Consider the following 22,215-nt stretch of genomic DNA (forward strand, 5'->3'; position numbering starts at 1 on the left):
TGTTTTTGACCCCGGCTGGACCGAGCACCGCAGGTTGCCCCGGAGCGAAGCGCAGGGGACGCAGGAGCCAGGGTCGCCTTTCTTTTGGGTACTTTTCTTTGGCGAAGCAAAGAAAAGTGCCTCGCCCGCCGGGGCGAGACCCGGCCAGCCGCCCTCAGCAGAGAACTACAAACTATCCCTAACCCCAGCCGTAATCTCCAACGACCGCCGCGCAACAGCCGGATCATAAATATGCGTAGTCACCATCAACTCATCCGCCCGAGTCTCGGCAAGAAAAGACCGCAACCCCTCCCTAACCGTCGCGGGCGCGCCCGCCACCGCGTAGCGCAGCATGCGCTGTGCGCCGGCTTTTTCGGCGGGCGACCAGTAGGCTTCGATGTCGTCAATCGGCGGCGGCATCGGGCCTGGCGTTCCGCGCAGCAGGTTGGTCATGGCTTGCTGGACGGACGTGAGCTGGTAGCGCGCGGCTTCGTCGTTGTCGGCGGCGACCACGTTGGCTGCCACCATGGCGTACGGTTTGTCGAGTTGCGCCGAGGGCTCGAAGCGGTCGCGGTAGATTTCAAGCGCCTGCATCAGCATGTCGGGCGCGAAGTGCGAGGCGAAAGCAAAGGGCAGGCCCAGTGCGGCTGCCAGTTGCGCGCCGAAAAGGCTGGAGCCCAGTATCCACAGCGGCACCTTCAAGCCCGCGCCGGGCACGGCGCGGATTCTCTGGCCGGGCTCCACGTCTTCAAAGTAGTGGCGCAGCTCCTGCACGTCCTGCGGAAAGGTGTCGGCATTGTTCTGGTGGTCGCGGCGCAGGGCGCGGGCGGTCAGCTGGTCGGTGCCGGGCGCGCGGCCCAGGCCCAGGTCTATGCGGCCGGGGTAGAGCGAGGCCAGGGTGCCGAACTGCTCGGCGATCACCAGCGGCGAATGGTTGGGCAGCATCACGCCGCCCGATCCGACACGAATCGTGTGCGTGCCGCCCGCCACGTGGCCTATCACCACCGCGGTGGCGGCGCTCGCGATGCCGGGATTGTTGTGGTGCTCGGCCAGCCAGAAGCGCTTGAAGCCCAGATGCTCGGCATGCCGGGCCAGAGCCAAAGTGTTGTGGAAGGCGTCGGCGGCGGTGGAGCCGGTGACGATGGGGGAGAGATCAAGGACTGAGAAGGGAATCATGTGTTTTTTACTCCTTCTCCCTCTGGGAGAAGGTGGGGATGAGGGCTTGCGGCCCTGGATGTTGCGCTGCGCTTGTTTGAACGCCGCAGGCCCTCACCCCGGCCCTCTCCCAGGGGGAGAGGGAGTGAAGAGGGATCCGCTGTGTTTGCAGGCATGGATGTGTTGTGGGGTGCCGGGCCAGTTTAGGAGCTTCACGATGGCCGCGCGGGTGGCAGGGTATAAACCCGGGATGAGCGATCTCCCGGACCTTCAACTGCCTCCCGAGGCACTCGCGCTGCTGCGCACGGCCAGCCGTTTTGAGACCCCTTGCGGTGCGGGCACCATGGTCTGGCACACCTGGGGCCAGGCCACGCGCCGGCCTGAGCTGGCGCCGCTGGTGCTGCTGCATGGCGGCAGCGGCAGCTGGATGCACTGGCTGCGCAACATTCCCGCGCTGGCCGCTTCAGGCCGCTGGCTGCTGCTGCCCGACCTGCCCGGTTTCGGCGATTCGGCGGCGCCGCTGCGCGGCACCGATGCCGACGTGCTGCCCGAGCCGGTGGAGCAGGGCCTGGCGGCGCTGGTGGGCGAAGCGGCCTGCGACCTGGTGGGGTTTTCTTTCGGCGGCATGGTGGCCGGCTTCCTGGCGCAGCGCTTTCCCGCGCGGGCGGCGCGCCTGGTGCTGGTGGGTGCGCCCGGCCTGGGCGTGGCGCGGGAAAAGGCGCTGCGCCTGCGCGCCTGGCGGCACATCACCGACGCCGGCGAGCGCGAGGTGATCCATCGCCACAACCTTGCGGTGCTGATGCTGTACCACGAAGAGGCGATTACCGAACTGGCCTTGCGCCTGCACATCGCCAACGTGCTGCGCGACCGCATGAAAGGCCGCAGCCTGGCGCGCACCGACGCGCTGGCGCAGGCGCTGGCCGGCGTGCGCTGCCCGGTGCGGGCGATTTACGGACGGGAGGATGCGCTGTACCGCGGCAAGCTCGACGCGCTGCAGGCGGCACTGGCGCGGGCTGTGGATTTCAGGGGGCTTGCCTTGATAGACGATGCCGGCCATTGGGTGCAGTTCGAGCGCGCGGAGGCCTTTGACAAAGTCCTCCTCACGGCGCTCGAAGCTGCGCTCTAGCGCTTAAACAGGTTCTTACTTCTCAATCGCAAGCAGTTCGATGTCGAAGGTCAAGGTGGCATTGGGCGGCACCACGCCGCCGGCGCCGCGGTCACCATAGGCGGTGGCGGGCGGGCAGGTCAGCGTGGCTTTGCCGCCGACCTTGATTTTCTGCACACCTTCGGTCCAGCAGGGCACGACGCGGTTCAAAGGAAAGGTGGCGGGCGCGCCGCGTTTGTAGGAGCTGTCGAATTCCTTGCCGTCGGCCAGCGTGCCGCGGTAGTGCACCTTGACGGTGTCGGTCGCCTTGGGCTGCGCGCCCGTGCCGTCGGTGGTGTGCACGACCTTCACGCCGCTGGGCAGGGTTTCGGCCGGTGCGGCGGCGAGGGCCGCGGTGGAAACGGTGAAGGAGGCGAGGGAAGCCAGGGTAAGGAGCGCGGCGGTGAATGTCTTCATGGAGGTCATGCTTTCATGGCTGATGAGGTAATCGGGGATGTCTGGCCTGATTATGGCCCCGGTGCCTTCATTGCCCCGGCGGCGCCGGCTGGCCTATCATGGGGCGACCGCATCGCCCGCCCTGCGGCAATTTCATCCCCCTCAAGAGGACACCCCCATGAACCATCGCGATGAGCACGATGCCCGCAGGAGAATTTTTTTGCAGCGTGCAGGCCTGGGTGCCGCCGCCATGGGCGCCTTCCCCTTGCAAGGTTTGGCGGCGGGGCGTGAAACGCTGCCCTTCGGCAATGGCGAGCGCGAGCTGGTGACCTACCCGGGCAAGCGCCCGCTGCTGCGCGTGACCACGCGGCCGCCGCACCTCGAAACGCCTTTCAGCGCTTTCAGCGAAGGCGCGATCACGCCCAACAATGCTTTTTTCGTGCGCTATCACCTGGCCAACATTCCCAAACGCATAGACGCCAAGGCCTACCGGCTCAGGGTGGGCGGGCACGTGAAGCAGTCGCTGTCGCTCTCGCTGGACGAACTCAAGGCGCTGGCCGCGCCGGTCGAGGTGGTGGCGGTCAACCAGTGTTCGGGCAACAGCCGCGGTTTCTTTGAGCCGCGCGTCTTCGGCGCCCAGCTGGGCAACGGCTCCATGGGCAATGCGCGCTGGGTCGGCGTGCCGCTGCGCGCCGTGCTCGAAAAAGCCGGCGTGCTGCCCGGCGCCAAACAGGTGGCGCTCAACGGCCTGGACACGCCGGTGCTGCCGCAGACGCCGGACTTCATCAAGGCCCTGAACATCGACCTGGCGCTCAGCGCCGAGCCCATCGTGGCCTGGTCCATGAACGGCGCCGACATTCCGTTCCTCAACGGCTACCCGATCAAGCTCATCGTGCCGGGTTATTTCGGCACCTACTGGGTCAAGCACCTGAGCGAGATCGTGGTGATGGACCACGGCTTCGAGGGTTTCTTCATGTCGACGGCCTACCGCGTGCCCGACAACGAATGCCAGTGCGTGCCGGCCGGCACCGCGCCCACGGCGACGCGGCCCCTCACCACGCTGCCGGTGCGTTCCTTCATCACCAGTGTGGCGGGCGGCGCGCGCGTGCCGGCGGGCAAGCCGCTGCAGCTCAAGGGCATTGCCTTTGACGGGGGCAGCGGCATCCGCAAGGTCGAGGTGTCTGAAGACGGCCAGCAATGGCGCGAGGCCACGCTGGGCAAAGACCTGGGGCGGTATTCGTTCCGCGAGTGGAGCTTTGGCGTGACGCCGCCGCGCAAGGGCGAATTCCAGCTGCTGGTGCGCGCCACCAATGTGAGGGGCGACGTGCAGCCCGCGACCGCCAGCTGGAACCCCGGCGGCTATTCGCGCAACGTTGTTGAAACCACGCGCCTGGTGGCGGTTTAGGAAGCCGCCATGAAAACCATGAATTTAATCGCCGTGCGCGTTCTGTCCGCAGCCGCTTTGCTTCTGGGCTGCGGCGCCGTCATGGCGCAAGCCGTGCAAACCGTGACCTTGCCGCTGGAAACTGCGAAGCTCAAGCCGTCCAAGCTGGCCGGCTACCAGATCGCGATGCAGAAATGCGGCATCTGCCACTCGGCCGACTACATCAGCCAGCAACCGCCGGCCATGACGGCCACGCAATGGACCGCCGAAGTGCGCAAGATGGAGCACGCCTATGCCGCGCCCCTCAGCGACAGCGACGTGGCGCAGATCGGCGAATACCTGGCCGTGACCTATGGCGGCGCCAAGCCGACGCTGGGGCCTGTCGTGGCGGCCAAGCCGGCGGTAGCCGCCGCGCCAGGCGCACCGCCTGCGGCCGTCGACGTGCAGGCCGTGCTCAAAGCCAACGCCTGCCTGGGTTGCCACGCGGTGTCACAGAAAATCGTCGGGCCGGCCTACCACGACGTGGCGCTCAAATACAAAAGCGACCCGCAGGCCCTGGCCAAACTGGAGGCCAGCATACGCAGCGGAGGATCCGGTAAATGGGGCCCGGTGGTGATGCCGCCATTCGGCAACCTGAACCCGGCTGAGCTCAAGGCGCTGGCCGCCTTTGTGTTGCAGCAGTAGAGTTCTTACTCCCTCTCCCTCTGGGAGAGGGCAGGGGTGAGGGCCTACGGCTTTCGAACATGCGCGGTGCAACATCAAACGCCGCGAACCCTCATCCCCGCCTTCTCCCAGAGGGAGAAGGAGTAAACAGCCTTTAGCGCCCGAGCAGCGCCGGCACCGACGAAACCAGCATGGCAATGCCGGAGCAGGTCAGCAGGCTCAGCACCAGCCGGCGAAAGGCCAGGTCGCTGATGCCGGTGTAAACCCGTCCGCCGAACCAGGCGGGAATGAGCGCGGCAGGCGCCACGATGGCAAGCATGGGCAGCGTCTCACGGGTGACCAGGCCGGCGACACAGTAGCTGGCCATGGTGACGGTCAGCACGGCCAGGTTGAAGTTCTGGATGACGGCGCGCTGGGCACTTTTCTCGTAGCCCCGCAGCGTGCACCACAGCGTCGGAATCACGCCGCTGAACCCCCCCAGGGCGCCCATGAAACCACCGGCGACGCCTATCGTGCCGTCGGCGATGCGCCCGCCATGGTGGAGGCGCGGAAGCTTGCCCGAAAACAGCATGGCCGGGCACCATAGCGCCAGCAGCACACCGAGAAACAGCTTGAAGAGCTGGACGTCAAGCCGCGGCAGCAACAGCAGACCCAGCGGCAACCCGAGCAGGCCGCCTGCCAGGAAGGGCAGCAGGCGCTTCCAGTCCGTGTTGCGGCTGACGGTGAAGGCCGCCATGACCTGGCCGACCAGCCCACCGAACACCGCCATGACGGCCGCCAGCTTCGGATCGATAGCCCAGGCCCAGAAAGACATGGCGACAAGGCTGAAGCCAAAGCCCGACAGGCCCTGGACAAAACCCGCCGCCGCCGCGCCCGCGACGATCAGGACGATCTGCGAGTCCACCTCAGGCGTAGTCGCTCACGGGCACGCAGCTGCAGAACAGGTTGCGGTCGCCGTAGACGTTGTCGACCCGGCCCACGGGCGGCCAGTACTTGACCAGCTTGAGCGAGGCCAGCGGGAAGGCGCCGGTCTCGCGCGAGTAAGGCCTGTCCCAGTCGGCGCCCAGCAGGCTGGCCGCAGTGTGCGGTGCGTGCTTGAGCGGGTTGTTGTCCTGCGGCCATTGGCCGGCTTCGACCTTGCGGATCTCGTCGCGGATGGCGATCATCGCGGCTATGAAGCGGTCCAGCTCGGCCAGGGTTTCGCTCTCGGTGGGCTCCACCATCAGCGTGCCGGGCACGGGAAAACTCAGCGTGGGTGCATGGAAGCCGTAGTCCATCAGGCGCTTGGCCACGTCCTCGGCGCTGACGCCGCTGGTTTCTTTCAGCGGGCGCAGGTCCAGGATGCACTCGTGGGCCACGTGGCCGTTTTCGCTCGCGTACAGCGTGGGGTAGTGGTCTTTGAGGCGCGAGCTGATGTAGTTGGCGCTCAGGATGGCGACCTCGGTGGCTTGCGTCAGGCCCTCGGGGCCCATCATGCGGCAGTACATCCAGCTGATGGGCAGCACCGCGGCGTTGCCCAGCGGCGCGGCCGAGACGGCGCCCACGCCGTTGACGGGAATGCCGGCCGTCGCGTGGCCGGGCAGGTAAGGCACCAGGTCGGCCACCACACACACCGGGCCCACGCCCGGGCCGCCGCCGCCGTGCGGGATGCAGAAGGTCTTGTGCAGGTTCAGGTGGCTCACGTCGCCGCCGAACTCGCCCGGCGCGGCCACGCCGACCAGCGCGTTCATGTTGGCGCCGTCCACGTAGACGCGGCCGCCATGGCTGTGCACCATCGCGCAGAGTTCTTTCACCTGCGTTTCGAACACGCCGTGCGTGCTGGGGTAGGTGATCATCACGCAGGCGAGGTTCGCGCTGTGCTGTTCGCACTTGGCCTTCAGGTCGGCCATGTCGACGTTGCCCTGCGCGTCGCAGGCGGTCACGACGACGGTCATGCCCACCATCTGCGCGCTGGCCGGGTTGGTACCGTGCGCCGAGGAAGGGATCAGGCAGATGTTGCGATGGCCCTGGCCCTTGGCTTCATGGAAGGCCTTGATGACCAGCAGGCCCGCGTACTCGCCCTGCGAACCGGCATTGGGTTGCAGGCTGATGCCGGCATAACCCGTAGCCTGGCACAGCCAGTCGCGCAGCTGCTTGTCGAGTTCGGCATAACCCTGCAGCTGTTCGCTGGGGGCGAAGGGGTGGATGTTGGCGAACTCGGGCCAGGTGATGGGAATCATCTCGCTGGTCGCGTTGAGTTTCATGGTGCAGCTGCCCAGCGGGATCATGCTGCGGTCCAGCGCAAGATCTTTATCGCTGAGCATGCGGATGTAGCGCAGCATGCCGGTTTCGGAATGGTGCGTGTTGAAGACCGGGTGCGCGAGGAAGGGCGTGGCGCGGCGCAGGTCGGCGGGGATCAGTGACTCCACGCCTTTTTCGAAGGCGCTGACCACGGGAATCGTCTGGCCGGGCTTGGCGAAGAAGGACCAGAGCAGTTCGATGTCCTTGCGGCTGGTGGTTTCGTCCAGCGACACGCCCAGGTGGTTGTTCAGGCGAAAGCGCAGGTTGGCGCCGGCCTTGCGCGCGCGCTCGGCAATCGCGTTCGTGGCCTCGCCGGTCTTCACGGTCACGGAATCAAAGGCGCCGGTGTTGGTGATTTCATACCCCAACTCCTGCAGGCCGCGCACAAAGACGGCGGTGTATGCCGCCACCCGCTCGGCGATGCGCGTGAGGCCTTGCGGGCCGTGGTAGACCGCGTACATGCTGGCGATGACGGCCGGCAGCACCTGCGCGGTGCAGATGTTGGAGGTGGCTTTTTCGCGGCGTATGTGCTGCTCGCGCGTTTGCAGCGCGAGGCGGTAGGTCGGGTTGCCGTGGCTGTCGATACTGACGCCGACCAGCCGGCCCGGCAGCGAGCGCTTGAATTCGTCGCGGCAGGCGAGGTATGCCGCATGCGGCCCGCCGTTGCCCATGGGCATGCCGAAGCGCTGCGTGGTGCCCAGCACGATGTCGGCATCCCATTCGCCGGGCGGGGCCAGCAAGGTGAGCGCCAGCAGGTCGGCCGCGACGCACAGGGCCGCGCCGTCGACGTGGGCCTGGCCCGCGAGCGGGCGCAGGTCATGGATGCTGCCGGTGGTGGCGGGGTACTGCGCCAGCACGCCGAAGTAGTCGCCTTCGGCCATCAGCTGGGGCAGGGTGGCCGAGGCCGTGCTGACCTTGACCTCGATACCCAGCGGCTTGGCGCGCGTCTGGATCACTTCGATGGTTTGCGGATGGCAGTCGCCGGCCACGAGGAACACATTGCTCTTGCTTTTGACGCTGCGTTTGGCCAGCGTCATGGCTTCGGCGGCGGCGGTGGCCTCGTCGAGCATGGAGGCGTTGGCAATCGGCATGCCGGTCAGGTCGCAGACCATGGTCTGGAAGTTGATCAGCGCCTCCATGCGGCCCTGCGAGATTTCGGCCTGGTACGGCGTGTAGGCGGTGTACCAGGCGGGGTTTTCGAGGATGTTGCGCAGGATCACGCCCGGCGTGTAGGTGCCGTAATAACCCTGGCCGATGAAGTTCTTGAAGACCTGGTTCTTGGCCGCGATGGCCTTGAGCTGCTTGAGCGCGGCGGCTTCCGTGACCGGGGCCGGAATGGCCATGGGCGTGCTGCGCGCGATGGAGCGCGGAACAATGCCTTCCACCAGCGCGCGGCGCGAGGCCGAGCCCACGATGCTGAGCATGTGGACTTCGTCGGTCTCGTCGATGCCGATGTGGCGGGCAATGAATTCGCAGGGGTTTTCAAGGTCGCCCAGGGGCTTGGCGGTTTGCATCAACATGTCGGGTCCCGTGTCAGGCTTGGCAGCCAGGAGTCAGAAAACAGAAAAAAGAATCGGCGGAAAAATCAGGCCGCGAAAGCGGTGTAGCGGGTCTCGTCCATCAGCGCGTCGAGCTGCGACGGGTCGGACAGCTTGATCTTGAAGAACCAGCCGGCGCCCATGGGGTCGCTGTTGGCCAGCGACGGGTCGTCCTTCAGCGCTTCATTGATCGCGGTGACTTCGCCGCTCACGGGCATGTAGACGTCGGCGGCGGCCTTGACCGACTCGACGACGCCGGCGGTTTCCTTCTGCGCGAAGGTGGTGCCCACGGCGGGCAGGTCCACAAACACCACGTCGCCCAGCGCGTCCTGCGCGTGCACGGTGATGCCGACGGTGGCGATGTCGCCTTCAATCTTGAGCCATTCGTGGTCTTCGGTGTATTTGACGGTCATGAAAATCTCCAGGGGTTGAGGGGGGCAAAGAAAGCTTTAACCGCGGTAGTAGCGGTTGGGGACAAAAGGCATGGCCGCGACTTCCATGGGCACGGGCTTGCCGCGCACGATGGCGTTGACGCGCGTGCCCAAGGCGGCAAATTCGGGTTTCACATAGCCCATGGCCACCGGCTGGTTGATGCTGGGGCCCAGCAGGCCGCTGGTGACTTCGCCAATCACCGTGCCGTCGGTGGCTTGCAGCTCGGTATGGTCGCGCACGGGCACGCGCTCCAGCGCCACCAGGCCCACGCGCTTGCGCGACAGCGTGGCAGGGGCGGCCAGTTGCGCCAGGATTTTGTCCGCACCGGGGAAGCCGCCGGCACGCGCGCCGCCGGTGCGCCGCACTTTTTGCATGGCCCAGTTGAGGTTGGCTTCCACCGGCGTGGTGGTGGTGTCAATGTCATTGCCGTAGAGGCACAGGCCCGCTTCCAGGCGCAGCGAATTGCGCGCGCCCAGGCCAATGGGTTTGACCTCGGGCTGGGCGAGCAGCGCGCGCGCCAGTGTTTCGGCCTGCGAGGCATGCACGGAAATTTCAAAACCGTCTTCACCGGTGTAGCCGCTGCGTGTGAGGAAACAGTCGCAGCCGGCCACGCTGAAGCGCCCGCCGGTCATGAACACCAGCTTTTCAACGCCGGGCGCCAGGCGCTGCAGCGCGGTGACCGCCTGCGGGCCCTGCAGCGCCATCAGCGCCATCTCGGGCATGGGGATGACTTCGCAGCGCGAACCGATTTTTGCCTGGATGTGCGCGATGTCGCCGACCTTGCAGGCGCCGTTGACGATGACGAAGAGGTCGCCGCCGTTCGCGTAGTCGCGGTTGAAGAACATCAGGTCGTCGATGATGCCGCCCTCGTCATTGAGCAGCAGGCCGTAGCGCTGCTTGCCGGCGGGTAGGTCGATCACGTCGACCGGGATCAGCGACTCCAGCGCCGCGGCGGCGTCGGCGCCCACCAGGCGCAGCTGGCCCATGTGGGACACGTCGAAGAGGCCGGCGGCCTGGCGCGTGTGGGTGTGCTCGGCCATCAGGCCCGCGGGGTATTGCACCGGCATGGAATAGCCCGCGAAAGGCACCATGCGCGCGCCAAGCTCCACGTGCAGGTCGTGCAGCGGCGTTTTCAGCAGGGTTTCAGGGGCGGCGGCGGAAGAGGTGGACGAATCGGACAAGGCATTCTCCGGGGGGGCAAACAGGTTCATGGTTGCAGGAACCTGAATCGGTTCCAAACCATGGGCTGCCCCTGCTGTCCACTTTACCTGAGAGATTCACCCGGCGATGCGGATTTGCTCCTTCGGTGGGCCGTCCTGGCGACGGCCTCTCTCCAGTAGGGAACGCCTTGCCGCGTGGTGCGCCGCAGGGCGGTTGCCAGTCCTTTTGCCTGAGCGTTCAGTGCACCAAAAAGGGTTGCCCCCGGGGTGTACGTGCGCCTTCGGCGGTTTTCTCGGGGAAAACTCTCTCCTGACCCGGCGAGTGTAACTGAGGCCGCTCACCAACCGCCTTGCGATGCTGGCCAAGTCTTGCACCCTCTCCCTCTGGGAGAGGGCAGGGGTGAGGGCAGGGGTGAGGGCAGGGGTGAGGGCCACGGCTCGTGCATAAAACCTGGGCGTATTTGCCGCCGCCGGCCCTCACCCCAACCCTCTCCCAGGGGGAGAGGGAGCAGGACTGCTTCGCCGGGTTTGGTGAGCGGCTCTTGGGCCACTACGCCACGATGTCTACGTGCTGCGGCAGCAGCATGGCAATGCGCTCGCTGATGGAGTCGGCGCGTTCATGGCCGGCGATTTTCTCGATTTCCTCGAGCATCTCGCGTGAGGCGGCAAGCATGGTCTCGCGGTCCTTGGCGTTGCGCAGCGCTTCGCGAAAGCGCTCGGCCATCACCGGGTCGCGCCGGGCGAACATACGCTCGCAGATGTCGAACAGGAACATGCGCGTCGTGGCGAGCGAGCGCTTGCCTTCAAACTGGTCGGCTGAGACCTGGATGGCCTGCGTGGTCTCGGGGCTGGGGAAGTTTTGCAGCTGGGCCGGCGTGGGCTTGGGCACGGGCGCTGGTGCGGGCGCCGCCGCGGCGGGCGCGGACGTTTTGCCCGGATGGGCTTCCAGGAAGCCTTCGCGCAAAAGGCGCAAGGCAATGGCTTCGCCGTCACCGTCAAACAGCGGACGGAAGTCCTGGGCGGATTTGCTGCCGTCGGCCATCAGCAGCAGGGTGCGCTCGCGCTGGCCTAGCGTTCTCACGCCTGGCTTGAGCTCGGCGCGGGCACGGTCGGTTTTGTGGAGCTGCATGGGATTTCATCCTGAAATGAAAACCCGAGCATCACCCCCGCAGATGACAAAGGCATGAAGCCCCGCCAAAAAAAAGCTATTTGGCGTAGACCAGGTCGCGCAGGCCCAGCGACAGCTGCGGCACGTAAGTGATCACCATCAGGCAGGCCAGGATGACCAGCACAAAGGGAATCAGGTGGGTCACGATGCGGTCCAGCGAGATTTTGGCGACCGTGCAGGCGGCGAACAGGTTCACGCCGAAAGGCGGCGTGATCATGCCGAGCGCAAGGTTGACCACCATCACCAGCCCGAAATGCACCGGGTCTATGCCGAAGTGCACCGCTACCGGCGCCAGGATGGGCGCCAGCACGATGATGGCGGCGCTGGTCTCGATGAACATGCCGATGATGAACAGCGCGGCATTGACGCCCAGCAGGAAGAGGGCGGGCGACTTCAGCACGTCCTGCAGCCAGTGGCCGATGGCGTCCGGCACGCCGGCGCGGGTGATCAGGAAGGCGAACAGCCCGGCGTTGGCGATGATGAACATGATCACGGCGCTGGAAATCACCGACTTGCGCAGGATGACGTAGAGGTCCGCCAGCTTGATCTCGCGGTAGATCACGATGCCGACGACCAGCGCGTAAAACACCGCCACCGCCGAGGCTTCGGTCGGCGTGAAGATCCCGCCGTAAATGCCGCCCAGGATGATCACCGGCATCAGCAAAGCCCAGCCGGCCTGCCAGGTGGCCTTGCCGAAGCTCAGGCGGCCGTCGCCGTCGTGCTTGCCCCAGCCCTTCCAGCGGCAGTACAGGTGCACGAAGAGCATCAGCGCGCAGCCGATCAGCAGCCCCGGGCCGAAACCGGCGATAAAGAGTTCGCCGATGGAGACCTCGGCGCTCACACCGTAAAGAATCATGGGAATCGACGGCGGGATGATCACGCCCAGCTCCGCGCTGGTGGCCTGCAGGGCGGCGGCGTAGGCCGTGGGGTAGCCGTGCTTGATCAGCGCCGGAATCAGGATGGCGCCTATGGCAAAGGTGGTGGCCACCGACGAGCCGGAGACGGCCGCAAAAATCATGCAGGTCAGCACACAAGTCATGGGCAGGCCGCCCTGCACGCCGCCCACGATGCTTTTGGCGAACTCCACCAGCCGGCGCGAGATGCCGCCGGTTTCCATCAGGTTGCCGGCCAGGATGAAGAAGGGGATGGCGGCCAGTGGAAACTTGTTGATCGAGGAGAACATCTCCTTGACGGAGATCAGCATGTTGGCGTTGGCCGCATGGATGCCGAAGATCGACGCCAGTCCGATGGACACGGCCACCGAGACGGTGAGCGCGAAGCACAGCACCATCGTTGAAATCATTACCGCAGTCATGCCTGGCCCCCACGGTCACTCACTTCGAGCCTGCGGCGGTTCCCTGCCCCTTGCACGGGGAAAGGGGCCGCTCGCCTGCGGCCCGGCAAAGCCGGTTCCGCGGCCCCTGCTTGAAGGTGAAATGCTGCTTTTGTTCTCATTGTGCGGTTTCCAGTTCATTACGTTGCGGGTCCAGCAGGTTGCCGATGATGCCGATCACGCAGAACATGCCGCCCACCGGCATGGCCACATAGCCCCAGAACATCGAGATCGATTCCAGGCCGGCCATGGACTGCACGCGGCCGCGCAGCGAATAGTCCCAGCCCCACCAGACGATGACCGCGATCAGCGTCAAGGCGGCCAGGCAGACCAGCCAGTCCAGCACGCGCCGGATGCGCGGCGGGCTCCAGCGGTAGAGCACATCCACGCTGACCATGGCGCCTTGCCGGAAGGCCATGGGGATGCCCATGAACACCATCCAGATCAGGCTCAGGCGGATCAGGATTTCACTCCACTCGGCGGGCTGCTCGAGGACAAAGCGCGTGACGATCTGGAACATGCCCAGCGCCGAGGCGACCACCAGCATCAGGCAGGCCACCAGCATGGAAAAGCCGGTGGTCCACCGTTCAAGTTTGAGGAAAGCTTGTTTCATGGGAGACCATGGATAAGAGGGGATATGGAAAACGCCCGCGAGTGCGATACCTGCGGGCGCCTTCGGTGGCAAATGGGCGCAGCCGGCCGGGTGGAAAACCGGCCCGCCGTGTGCCTTACTTGACGTTGCGGATCGCGTCGATATTCGCCTTGCCGAACTGCTTTTCGAAGTCGGCGTTGACGGGCGCCAGCATGGCGACGAATTTGGCCTTGTCGACGTTGTCGATCACGGTCATGCCTTTGGCGCGCAGCTCGGCCACACCGTTGGCGTCATCCTGGTCGACACGGGCGCGGTTGGCCTTGGTGCCTTCCTTGGCGGCTTCGATAAAGGCTGTCTTGTCGGCGGCGCTGAGCTTGTCGAAGGACGCCTTGTTCATCAGGAAGATACAGGGCGAGTACACGTGGCCGGTCAGCGACAGGTGTTTCTGCACCTGGTCGAACTTGGCCGACATGATCACGGACAGGGGGTTTTCCTGGCCGTCGACCGTGCCTTGCTGCAGCGCGGTGAACACTTCAGGAAAAGCCATGGGCGTGGTGATGATGCCCAGGCCCTTGTAGGCCGCGATGTGCACCGGATTTTCCATGGTGCGCATCTTCAGGCCCTTCAGGTCTTCCGGCAGCTTCACGTCGCGCTTGCTGTTGGTCATGTGGCGAAAGCCGTTCTCGGCCCAGGCCAGCGCCTTGAAGCCCTTGGCGTCGAATTTGGTCAGCAGGTCCTGGCCGATGGGGCCGTCCAGCACGGCGCGCGCATGCGCCTTGTCGCGGAACAGGAAGGGCACGTCGAGGATCTTGGTCTCGGGCACGAAGTTGGGCACCGGGCCGGTGGACGAGAAAGCCAGCTCCTGGGTGCCCAGTTGCACGGCTTCGATGGATTCGCGCTCGCCGCCCAATGCGCCGTTGTAGAAGGTCTGCACCTTGTAGCGGCCGCCGGTGCGTTTCTCGACTTCCCTGGCGAAGGTGTCGATGGCAATGCCCTGATGCGAGTTCTGGGCCGTGGAAATACTGATACGCATGGTGGTCTGCGCGCTTGCCGAAGCGATGAAACCCAGGCCCAGGGCAATGCCCACCAGCAGTTTTGAAATTTTCATGTTGTCTCCAAATTAATTGTTGTACCGAAAATCCGCGATGACGGCATGCAGCCGTATGCACACCTATTATTGCGTCGCCGCCCCGGGCGCAGTGCGCGGGTTTTCGCTTAAATAGGCCGCAATAATGCTGTCAAAGTCGCCGTCGGGCAACAGGCCCAAGGCCCGCGCCCGGGCCGCGTCTATGGCCGCCGGCCAGCTCGTCACGATATTGGCGATGGCCGGGTCCGGCGTCCAGTCGATCAGGCTAGCGGTCTCCTTGCCGCCCACGCGCGCCAGCGCGGCAGCCATCTCGCCCACCGTGGTTTTGAGCGCCGGCAGGTTGATGGCCGTGCGCGCACCCCACTCGGCATCACCGGCCTCGGCCGCGCGCAGCAGCCCTTCAATGGTGCGCGCGGGGGACGCCAGCGCCACGGCCGTTTCGGGCGGCACCGGGCAGGCGGCCCGCACGCCCGCCAGCGGCTCGCGGATCATGCCGCTCAAAAAGCTCGACGCCGCGCCGTTGGGCTTGCCGGGCCGCACGCTGACCGTCATCAGCCGCACGTTGCGCCCGCGTATGAAACCCTTGCGCGCGTAGTCGGCCACCAGCTGTTCGCCGATGAATTTCTGGATGCCGTAGCTGTTCTGCGGCGTGGGCAGGGTCCTGTCGTCGATCACGGCCGGCAGCGGCTGCGCGGCCGAGTTGCCGAACACGGCCAGAGAACTGGCGAACACCACCGTGGGCGAAGTGCCCAGCTTGCGGCAGGCTTGCAGCAGCGCGCGCGTGGCGTCGACGTTGCTGCGCATGCCGAGGTCGAAGTCGGCTTCGCATTCGCCGCTGACGGCGGCGGCAAGGTGGAATACCAGCGCGTCGTCGGCGCGCACGACCTGCGTGCTTGCATCCAGGAGTTGGTTAAGGTCGCCGACCACGGCGCGCACTCTTGAATCCGCCGTCAGTGTGGCCGGTGGGGCCGCCCGGTCGACCAGCGTCACAGTCTGGATGGTTTGCGGCGCGCCGCCCGCAAGGGACAGCGTCCCCTGTTCAAGCAACTGACGGGCGAGCCTCGCGCCCAGGAAGCCGGCGCCGCCGGTGATGACGATGTTCATGTGTTCTTTGTCTCCGTGATGATTGTTCTTTGTCTCCGCAGCTTGGTGCCCAGCGTGCCGCACAGTTTAGGCCAGGCCTTGTTTCCATGAAAGGGAGGGCTTGATGTGCGGCTCGGAACGCAGAACTTCCGGGACATAAATTCGTCCATCGTCGGCCTACTGACGATCCTGATCAAGGTCAAGAAGGCTGACATCCTGGGCAAGGCTGATCACTACATCCGCAAGGCGCGCGGCGGCTACCGGGGCGGGATGGTGTCCACGAGGAGCGCAAATACGAGCCGAGTTCTTCAAGTTCTACAGAAGTCACACCCGGGGCAACAGCGTAGGTGAATCCGGTGCCCAGGATATGTCGCCCTTCATCGTGAAGTTCAACCGCTTCAAGTGGGGCGTGTTCGCCTTGGCGGCCGTTGCCACTGTTGGGGCCTAATGGCCTGAGCCGGACAAGCCCAAAACGGCCGCAAAGCGTCCGGCAGCCGCCAGCCTGGTGCAGACCTCAAGCGCCGGCCAGGGGATCACCAGGGCGGTCTCTGATCCGGTCAGCACCGTCACCGGCGTGATCGGAAAGCAGGCCGGCGATCAGCCGACCGGCATCAACGAATTCCCGGACCCTTACGGGCTCAAGGGCCTGCATGTGGTGGGGCAGATCACCATGAAGGGCAAGACGGTCTATGTCCTGGCCGTGAGCCAGAACGGCGTGCAGATCACAACCGTGACCAGCTCGGAGCTGCAGGAGATCGGCTACAAGTGGAAGGCGCTGACGGATTGCGCGGTTTCGCTGCAGTGGAAAGAGAAGGTGAGGGCGCTGACTTGTGACAGTCCGCAGATCACGATGGGTTTGCAAAGAACTTCGACGGCACCCGTGTCCCCCGATTAGAGGATATTGGCGTGCAGCTCTTGCAACTAGACTTCGGCATGCAATCAGCGTGATACAGTTTCCTGATGAATAGGATATTCGTCCCATTAGTCGCCGTGTTGCTTGCAGGTTGCGCGACCCAGTTGCCCTACGTGTCTCCGGCTCCTGGCCCGGATACGGCAAGTGTTCGACTCGAGTACTCAAGCCCTAAGCACGACCCGGCTTTCACATTCGAGGACCCGAAGGAATGCCGCGCGGTGCAGTTCATCGCCCGGACGCCGGACTCGCTCGGTTACGACATTCGCGTCAAGGCTGGAACAGCGACCTTCAACATGGGGTACTCAGCAATCGGCGCCGGATACGGATTGACAGTCAATTCCTGCAATATTCTCACTTCGTTTGAGGCGCAAGGCGGCTCCAAATACAGGCTCCGATTTTTGATCAATGAGAAGGGCGGGTGCAGCGTGAGCTTGCTCGAAGAAGCTGCTGATGGTCCGCGCAATCGTTCGAATTTGTTGGTGAGAAGGACGCTCGATATCCCAATGGGCCCCTCCTTAGATCCGAGGGCGCGGCGACTCTGCTCAGACAAGTACTCATCCGTGCAATAGCCGTTGGCTTGGCAATTGCCCTAGCTGTATGTTCTTGTTCAGTGGCTGAGGAATTTTCGGCGCGCGCCGCAAGAAGGAAAATCTCCGATCAGTAGCGTTGACCAATTGAATCGCACAGGAGACACCAAATGCCCAAGAAGCACCAGACTTACCAAAGCCGGAGAATGGCAAAGATGCCCCCTCGATATTTCCGTGGGGAGATGCATACAACGCGTTTGTAAATGAGTTCAAAGGTGAGTCTGATCGCGCCGCGGTAATTCTTGGCGCTGCCAAAATTGACTCCATCTTGGGGCAATTGCTTGAGCGGTTCTTGTTGCCGTCTTCAGGTGGTGCCGATGAATTACTTGACGGAGATTCGCCACTCTCAACGTTCAGCGCGAAAATCAACTTGTGCTGCCGGCTTGGTCTCATTTCAGCTGACGTTGCCAAGTCTTTACATCTCGTCCGCCGCATCCGAAACTCTTTCGCGCACGAGGTAGTGGGCATATCGCTGCAGTCTGGTGCTCACGCAGATCGATTGAAGTCACTCCTACTTCCTTTTCAGGCACTTCCTAAGTTCATCAATTTTCGGGAGAGAGTAATTGGGCCTCGGTCGCCATCGAACGACTTCCGCGCATGCTTATCTCTGATGGTTGGGCAGTTAGAGGTGATACTTGAAAAAGCTCAGCCAGTAACTCCACAAACACCAAATTCATTTGTCGAGCAGTGGGTGAAAGATGCCCCTCCTGCTCCACCGACTTAATAGATCACCGCAAGCTCGGATGGCCTGGCTTGAGCGCTCTACATATTTTCAATGGAAGGCGCAGCGCATACTTGATCGCGCAAAATCCAAGCAATGGCAGAAGACTTGGCCGAAGCTGGAGCTGATCGCTATTGTCGACTCCAAAACCCCATAACTAGGGGTGAGGTGGCTTGGCTGCCGCCGTGTTTCGCATGCGAAACGCTGGGTTAGGTCGGAGTTGGCGGATTGCCATTTATACCTTCCCACGAACCTCCGAAGCGCGTGCAGGGTGTTATCAGACCCAAGTTCCATTACATGACATGCAGTCATATCGGGCTCCCGTTAATCCACGTCTTTATTGATGAAGCGTTACTTCAACTATGCCAATGTCCAATTCAATAAACTCGCCTCGTGTTTTCCAAGATTCTCGTCCTCTGAATTCTCCAGCTCGACGGCCAAATACCTGATTGAAATGATTTCGCAGGGCCAACCGGAGTGCGGGGCTCCGATCTGACTCGAACACAATGGAGCTGACAGTGGCTACGCCGTTTTTGTCGTAGCTGGCGATGTAGGTTGCCAGAGGGAAAACGGCATGTCCTGTTTCCACCCTGATCGATTTAATTCTCCTGTCGTCGCTGTCAACCGTAATTTTGTTTCCATAGACCTTCGAGATCTCAGTCAATGGACTTCCGAGGACCACCGCTCCAAGATCGTTCGGATAGACCGATGAACCGCTGAAGGGGAATTTTTTCTGGAGCGCGACGTTCAGTTGATCTTTAAAAGCGTCACGCTCAGCTTGCATGGCAGTTAAGTCATTTACCAAAATGGCATTTTCTTCTTCGATGCTCTTGGTGCGTCCCTGTGCGGTTTTCATCATCTCAATTTCAGACTTGAGAGAAGCTGTCTCCCTCGCGTGAATTGTTGCGAAAACTCCCCAGGTTGTGGCAATCACGGTCCCAACTAGGGTCCCAACTATCCAGATTGGATGCTCTTTGGCCTTGTTTATGGCGGAAGACCAAAAGTTAGCTGAGGGAGTAGGTTGCAACTGTGACGGAGGTTGTTGTAAGTTTGATTCTGTTGACATAGGGTAATTATGGAAGCTTTAGTTGGAGAATCACAATCAGTTTCACAGTCTGTTAGTGCCCTAAACTGGGCCGTGGGTAAGCGCGAAATGGTGTGCCTACTCCTCCTCTAGTTGGAGGAGGAAGTGTCAGTTCCTGGGGTATTCAAGCCTGTCCATGCATAAGCTGATGGACCTCGGCTGCCAGGTCGGCCAGAGTCAGCTTGATGCTTGCACTTCCAAGAATGAAAGCCGCTGATTTCCAGTTGTCGGCATCGAAGTTTTCTGCCGCCAGCTTGTGCAGGCCGCGCAACTTCACAACATCCGTGGCCTTGATCAGCGCCCTGCCGGCGTCATAGTCCCGCTTGTAATGGCCGGCATCTCTGCCTGTTGCGCTTTGGTGAGGCCCCGGATTGAGCGTCGCCAGCAGCGCCCATGCTTTTTCCCGTCCGGCCTTGCCCGCCTCCAGCCGGTCCACCAGCTGGGTTCCCTGCGGATACCACTTCCCGGTTTTCTCGATCTAATTCACCACCAGGACCAGCGCTACGTCCGCCGTCGTCTCGCTCTGCATGAACTGCCGGGTGTAATAACCCAGGTTCTCCACCGACGCCGCCAGGTGTTTTGAAACCCAGGACTTGGACTTCTTCACCAACTGGCAGATCTCCGAATGCGTCTTGCCCTGGTCAGCCAGGCTGCGCAGGCCCGCCGCCAGCTCCATCAAGGACAGATCCTCCTTCTGCACGTTTTCCACCAATTGGAGGATGCCCGCCCGTTTGTCGTCCGCCGCCCCAATCAGCGCCGGCACATGGGAGAAGCCAACCAGATGCGCAGCCCTGAGCGGCGCTCTATCAAACCCTACCGCGACCTCAGCTTCAGCAGCCGGTCGCGCGCCGAAGCCAGGTGTTCACGCAAGGTGTACCAGCGTTCGGAAAACTCGTCGGGCAAATCCAGTTCCACCACCTGCCGCTCGATGTTGTCCAGCCGCTCCAGCAACTGGCGCAAGGCCATGGGGTTGTCGGCGGCGACTTGCTCCATGTCGTTCTCCAGGAATTTCAGGTCACCGTAAAAGTGGTTGAGCGCCGAGCTGATGCGCCAGTCGAACAGCTTGGGAATCCAGGCCAACATCAGCACGGCTATCGCCAGGATGGGCAGGATGGCGTAGAACACGAGCTCCGCATACTGCGCCGTGCGGTAGGGCAGCAGGGTTTCCATCCACGGGCGCGCGCCCAGGCTGTAGGCGCGGGCCGTTCGCGAGAGCGCGAAGTCGCTGCCGCGAAAACTCGGGAACTGGCCGTGGCGCTGCAGGAAGTTCGGGATTTCGTGGATCTCGACGGCGGCGTCCAGCAAGGCGCGCTGCAGCGCCGGGTGCATGCCCGGCCGCACCAGCAGATGGGTTTGCAGGCTCATCAGCGTGAGGTCTTTGGGCGGGATGTCGCCGCGCAGTTCAATCGCACCCTGCGGCAGCAGCAGCGGCTGCAGGCGCGGGTTCTGGGCGGCCAGCGCGCCGGCATGTTCGGCGCCCAGCAGCTGGATGCCGCTGCTGCGCGTCAGCAACTGCACGGCCTGCGAATCGTCGCCGGCGGCCTGGAACACCAGGTCGAGCTTGCCGTCGATGAGCGCGTTGGCGGCCGCCACGCCGGTGGCGTTGTCGAACTGTACGTCGGCGGCCCGCACGCCGGCATGCTCCAGCATCAGCCGCGCCGCGATGAAGGACGACGACGAGGCCGGCCCCGCGGCCACGCGCAAGCCCCTGGCCTGCGTGAGCGACGAGGGCCCGCCTACGGCGGAGAAAATCCACACCGGCTCCTGGCCGACGACGGCCAGTGCTTGCAGCGGGGTGCCGGCATTCGCATAGATGCCGTGGGCAAAGCCTATGCTGGTGGCGTCGCCCGCGCGCATCAGCCGGTCCAGCGAGCCTTTTTGCGTGTCCGAATAAACGATCTCGGCGCGCACGCCTATGCGCTCGAGCTGCTCCGCATAGCGCTGCGCCAGCATCGAATAGCCGCCCTGCGGCGAGCCCGCGCCTATCACCACCTCCATGGGCGGCAGCACCTTCCACCGGGTGGCCGACCACCACAGGGCCAGCACCGTGCACAGCAGCACCGGCAGGTAAAACAGCCACCAGCGCCGGCGGTAAAGCAGCAGCAGCTTCATCGCTTTTATCGCCCCCGCATCCGGTAAAGCCGCTGGCGCACAAACTCGATGTGCTGGTGCAGCGTGTAGCAGCGCGCCATCAGGTCGCGCGGTGTGGCAAAGGCCAGCATGGCCTTGTCGATGCCGTTCAGGCGGATCAGGAAGCGCGTCAGGTCCAGGCCCGACAGCGACTCCTGGCCCAGGTCGTTTTCAATGAACTTGAGCTCGCCGTACCAGCGGTTGACCCGGCTTTCCAGCACCCAGCGCAGGTAGGCGGGGATCAGCCGCATCAACCACAGCGCCAGCAGCGCCACGGGCAGCACGATCAGCAGCAGGCGCTCGGTGACTTGCGCCCACCAGAAGGGCAGCAGTTGCTCCAGCCAGGGCAGGCCGTGCGTCAGCGTCTCGCGGGCCTGGCGCGCGGTGGGGAAGTCGATGCGCCGCAGCGAGGGGAAGTCGCCGGCGCGGTGAAACAGCCCGCTGCCCGCGTGCACGTCCATGGCCACCGCGATGGCCAGCCGCTTGAGGGCCGGGTGCAGGCCTTCGCGCGCCACCAGGCTGGCCGAAGTGGTCAGCAGCGTGATGTCGCGCGGGGGCAGCCGCGCGTCCAGCGTGCCCTGCGCGAGCAGGCGCGATTCGAGGTAGGGGTTGCGTTCGGTGATGGCGGCCGACTTGCGGATGTTCGCCAGGTGGATGCCCGGCAGGATCAGCATGTTCTGCACGGCAAAGGATTCGGGCGCCGCGACGAGGAACACCACGTCGACCGCGCCCTGCTTCAGCGCCTGCACGGCGGGGCTGCTGGTGGTGGGCGAAAGCGCCAGGTCTTTCGCTTCAATCCTGGCCTGCTCCAGCAGCTTGAGCGCCACCTTGCGCGTGCCGCTGCCTTCGGGGCCCACGGCCACGCGCAGGCCCTGCAGCTGGTTGAGCGAATCGATTTCGCGGCCGCGCGTGAAGATCCACAGCGGCTCCACATCCACGTTGGCCAGGGTTTCAACGCGGCTGCGGTCGCGCCTTTCGAGTGAGCTGCCGAGGTAGCCGAAACCGCCTTGCATGAAGGCCAGGTCCGAAGGGTTCACCGCCTGGCGAAGGCGTTCGAGGTTTTCCTGCGAGCCGGCCGAGGTCTGGATCTGCAGCGTGATGCCGTGTTCCGCGAATTTTTCGGCGTAGCGTTTGGCGTGAAGGTAGTAGGCGCCGTCGGAGCCCGCCGTGGTGATGCTCAGCTGCGAAGGCGGCATCGGCCAGACGAACAGCCACAAACCCATGGCCGTGGCGGCGGCTGCAAGGACCACGGGAAGGCGGATCCACAGCCATTTGCGTTGGTATAACTTCGCCATGCGCACAGGGAGAGTCCTGTAAAGGTTGACCCTTTATAGCGCAAAGGTGTTACCGCCTGCAGCGGAGTAACGCGAAGACGGGCGCAAGCCG

At 64.0% G+C, this 22,215-nt stretch carries 21 protein-coding genes and 2 riboswitches; of the genes, 5 read left to right on the plus strand and 16 right to left on the minus strand.

The features are described 5' to 3' along the window. Positions 1–165: 165 nt before the first annotated feature. Positions 166–1,155, minus strand: coding sequence for an LLM class flavin-dependent oxidoreductase (locus ACLV8F_RS22800; protein WP_411886479.1), 990 nt, complete (start codon positions 1,153–1,155; stop codon positions 166–168). A 229-nt stretch (positions 1,156–1,384) separates the two neighbouring features. Between ACLV8F_RS22800 and ACLV8F_RS22805 the strand changes: the two genes are divergently transcribed. Continuing rightward, positions 1,385–2,260, plus strand: a complete 876-nt coding sequence (locus ACLV8F_RS22805; protein WP_411886480.1) for an alpha/beta fold hydrolase — start codon at positions 1,385–1,387, stop codon at positions 2,258–2,260. Between the two features lie 15 nt (positions 2,261–2,275). Here ACLV8F_RS22805 and ACLV8F_RS22810 read toward each other — a convergent pair whose 3' ends face one another. Next, entirely contained in the window at positions 2,276–2,695 is a 420-nt protein-coding gene (locus tag ACLV8F_RS22810) for an FKBP-type peptidyl-prolyl cis-trans isomerase (RefSeq protein WP_411886481.1), read from the minus strand. 157 nt (positions 2,696–2,852) lie between these two features. Here ACLV8F_RS22810 and ACLV8F_RS22815 point away from each other — a divergent pair, with 157 nt between their 5' ends. Together ACLV8F_RS22815 and ACLV8F_RS22820 are read left to right on the plus strand one after the other, a co-directional pair. After that, positions 2,853–4,079 carry a molybdopterin-dependent oxidoreductase gene (locus ACLV8F_RS22815; RefSeq protein ID WP_411886482.1) on the plus strand — a complete coding sequence of 409 codons (1,227 nt, stop codon included), beginning with the start codon at positions 2,853–2,855 and terminating at the stop codon, positions 4,077–4,079. Positions 4,080–4,097: 18 nt separating this feature from the next. Beyond that, positions 4,098–4,742, plus strand: a complete 645-nt coding sequence (locus ACLV8F_RS22820) for a c-type cytochrome (RefSeq protein ID WP_411886483.1) — start codon at positions 4,098–4,100, stop codon at positions 4,740–4,742. A gap of 133 nt (positions 4,743–4,875) precedes the next feature. Here ACLV8F_RS22820 and ACLV8F_RS22825 read toward each other — a convergent pair whose 3' ends face one another. The 9 genes from ACLV8F_RS22825 to denD all read right to left on the minus strand — a co-directional run bounded on the left by ACLV8F_RS22825 (position 4,876) and on the right by denD (position 15,415). Then, entirely contained in the window at positions 4,876–5,625 is a 750-nt protein-coding gene (locus tag ACLV8F_RS22825) for a sulfite exporter TauE/SafE family protein (protein ID WP_411886484.1), read from the minus strand. A gap of 1 nt (position 5,626) precedes the next feature. Next, positions 5,627–8,521, minus strand: a complete 2,895-nt coding sequence (gene gcvP, locus ACLV8F_RS22830; RefSeq protein WP_411886485.1) for an aminomethyl-transferring glycine dehydrogenase — start codon at positions 8,519–8,521, stop codon at positions 5,627–5,629. A gap of 65 nt (positions 8,522–8,586) precedes the next feature. After that, a complete protein-coding gene (gcvH, locus tag ACLV8F_RS22835) occupies positions 8,587–8,952 on the minus strand; it encodes a glycine cleavage system protein GcvH (RefSeq protein ID WP_411881554.1) in 366 nt (121 codons plus the stop codon). 36 nt (positions 8,953–8,988) lie between these two features. After that, positions 8,989–10,182, minus strand: a complete 1,194-nt coding sequence (gene gcvT / locus ACLV8F_RS22840) for a glycine cleavage system aminomethyltransferase GcvT (RefSeq protein ID WP_411886486.1) — start codon at positions 10,180–10,182, stop codon at positions 8,989–8,991. A 34-nt stretch (positions 10,183–10,216) separates the two neighbouring features. Then, positions 10,217–10,318: riboswitch (glycine riboswitch) on the minus strand. 29 nt (positions 10,319–10,347) lie between these two features. Next, positions 10,348–10,446: riboswitch (glycine riboswitch) on the minus strand. Positions 10,447–10,681: 235 nt separating this feature from the next. Continuing rightward, positions 10,682–11,260: a hypothetical protein gene (locus ACLV8F_RS22845; RefSeq protein ID WP_411886487.1), complete on the minus strand. Its 579-nt coding sequence runs from the start codon at positions 11,258–11,260 to the stop codon at positions 10,682–10,684. A 76-nt stretch (positions 11,261–11,336) separates the two neighbouring features. Then, on the minus strand, positions 11,337–12,614 hold the full coding sequence (locus ACLV8F_RS22850; RefSeq protein WP_411886488.1) for a TRAP transporter large permease: 1,278 nt from the start codon (positions 12,612–12,614) through the stop codon (positions 11,337–11,339). Positions 12,615–12,750: 136 nt separating this feature from the next. Then, complete coding sequence (locus ACLV8F_RS22855; RefSeq protein WP_411886489.1) at positions 12,751–13,245, minus strand: TRAP transporter small permease; 495 nt, start codon at positions 13,243–13,245, stop codon at positions 12,751–12,753. 115 nt (positions 13,246–13,360) lie between these two features. Continuing rightward, a complete protein-coding gene (locus ACLV8F_RS22860) occupies positions 13,361–14,332 on the minus strand; it encodes a TRAP transporter substrate-binding protein (RefSeq protein ID WP_411886490.1) in 972 nt (323 codons plus the stop codon). A 66-nt stretch (positions 14,333–14,398) separates the two neighbouring features. Beyond that, entirely contained in the window at positions 14,399–15,415 is a 1,017-nt protein-coding gene (denD, locus tag ACLV8F_RS22865; protein ID WP_411886491.1) for a D-erythronate dehydrogenase, read from the minus strand. Between the two features lie 484 nt (positions 15,416–15,899). Here denD and ACLV8F_RS22870 point away from each other — a divergent pair, with 484 nt between their 5' ends. Together ACLV8F_RS22870 and ACLV8F_RS22875 are read left to right on the plus strand one after the other, a co-directional pair. Beyond that, entirely contained in the window at positions 15,900–16,289 is a 390-nt protein-coding gene (locus tag ACLV8F_RS22870) for a hypothetical protein (protein WP_411886492.1), read from the plus strand. A gap of 236 nt (positions 16,290–16,525) precedes the next feature. Then, on the plus strand, positions 16,526–16,876 hold the full coding sequence (locus ACLV8F_RS22875) for a hypothetical protein (RefSeq protein WP_411886493.1): 351 nt from the start codon (positions 16,526–16,528) through the stop codon (positions 16,874–16,876). A gap of 1,076 nt (positions 16,877–17,952) precedes the next feature. On the opposite strand, the gene ACLV8F_RS22880 is transcribed toward ACLV8F_RS22875, so the two are convergent. From ACLV8F_RS22880 to ACLV8F_RS22900, 5 genes are all read right to left on the minus strand, one after another. Further along, a complete protein-coding gene (locus tag ACLV8F_RS22880) occupies positions 17,953–18,471 on the minus strand; it encodes a hypothetical protein (RefSeq protein WP_411886494.1) in 519 nt (172 codons plus the stop codon). Between the two features lie 352 nt (positions 18,472–18,823). Beyond that, the gene (locus ACLV8F_RS22885) at positions 18,824–19,135 is read right to left on the minus strand and encodes a hypothetical protein (RefSeq protein WP_411886495.1); all 312 of its coding nucleotides are present in this window, start codon (positions 19,133–19,135) and stop codon (positions 18,824–18,826) included. A 42-nt stretch (positions 19,136–19,177) separates the two neighbouring features. Further along, complete coding sequence (locus ACLV8F_RS22890) at positions 19,178–19,462, minus strand: ParB/RepB/Spo0J family partition protein (RefSeq protein ID WP_411886496.1); 285 nt, start codon at positions 19,460–19,462, stop codon at positions 19,178–19,180. 50 nt (positions 19,463–19,512) lie between these two features. Next, a complete protein-coding gene (locus tag ACLV8F_RS22895; RefSeq protein ID WP_411886497.1) occupies positions 19,513–20,811 on the minus strand; it encodes a TAXI family TRAP transporter solute-binding subunit in 1,299 nt (432 codons plus the stop codon). 5 nt (positions 20,812–20,816) lie between these two features. Further along, positions 20,817–22,124, minus strand: coding sequence for a TAXI family TRAP transporter solute-binding subunit (locus ACLV8F_RS22900; protein WP_411886498.1), 1,308 nt, complete (start codon positions 22,122–22,124; stop codon positions 20,817–20,819). Between the last annotated feature and the right edge of the window lie 91 nt (positions 22,125–22,215).

This window comes from Polaromonas sp. YR568, assembly GCF_943369675.1.
Taxonomy (GTDB): Bacteria; Pseudomonadota; Gammaproteobacteria; order Burkholderiales; family Burkholderiaceae_C; genus Polaromonas.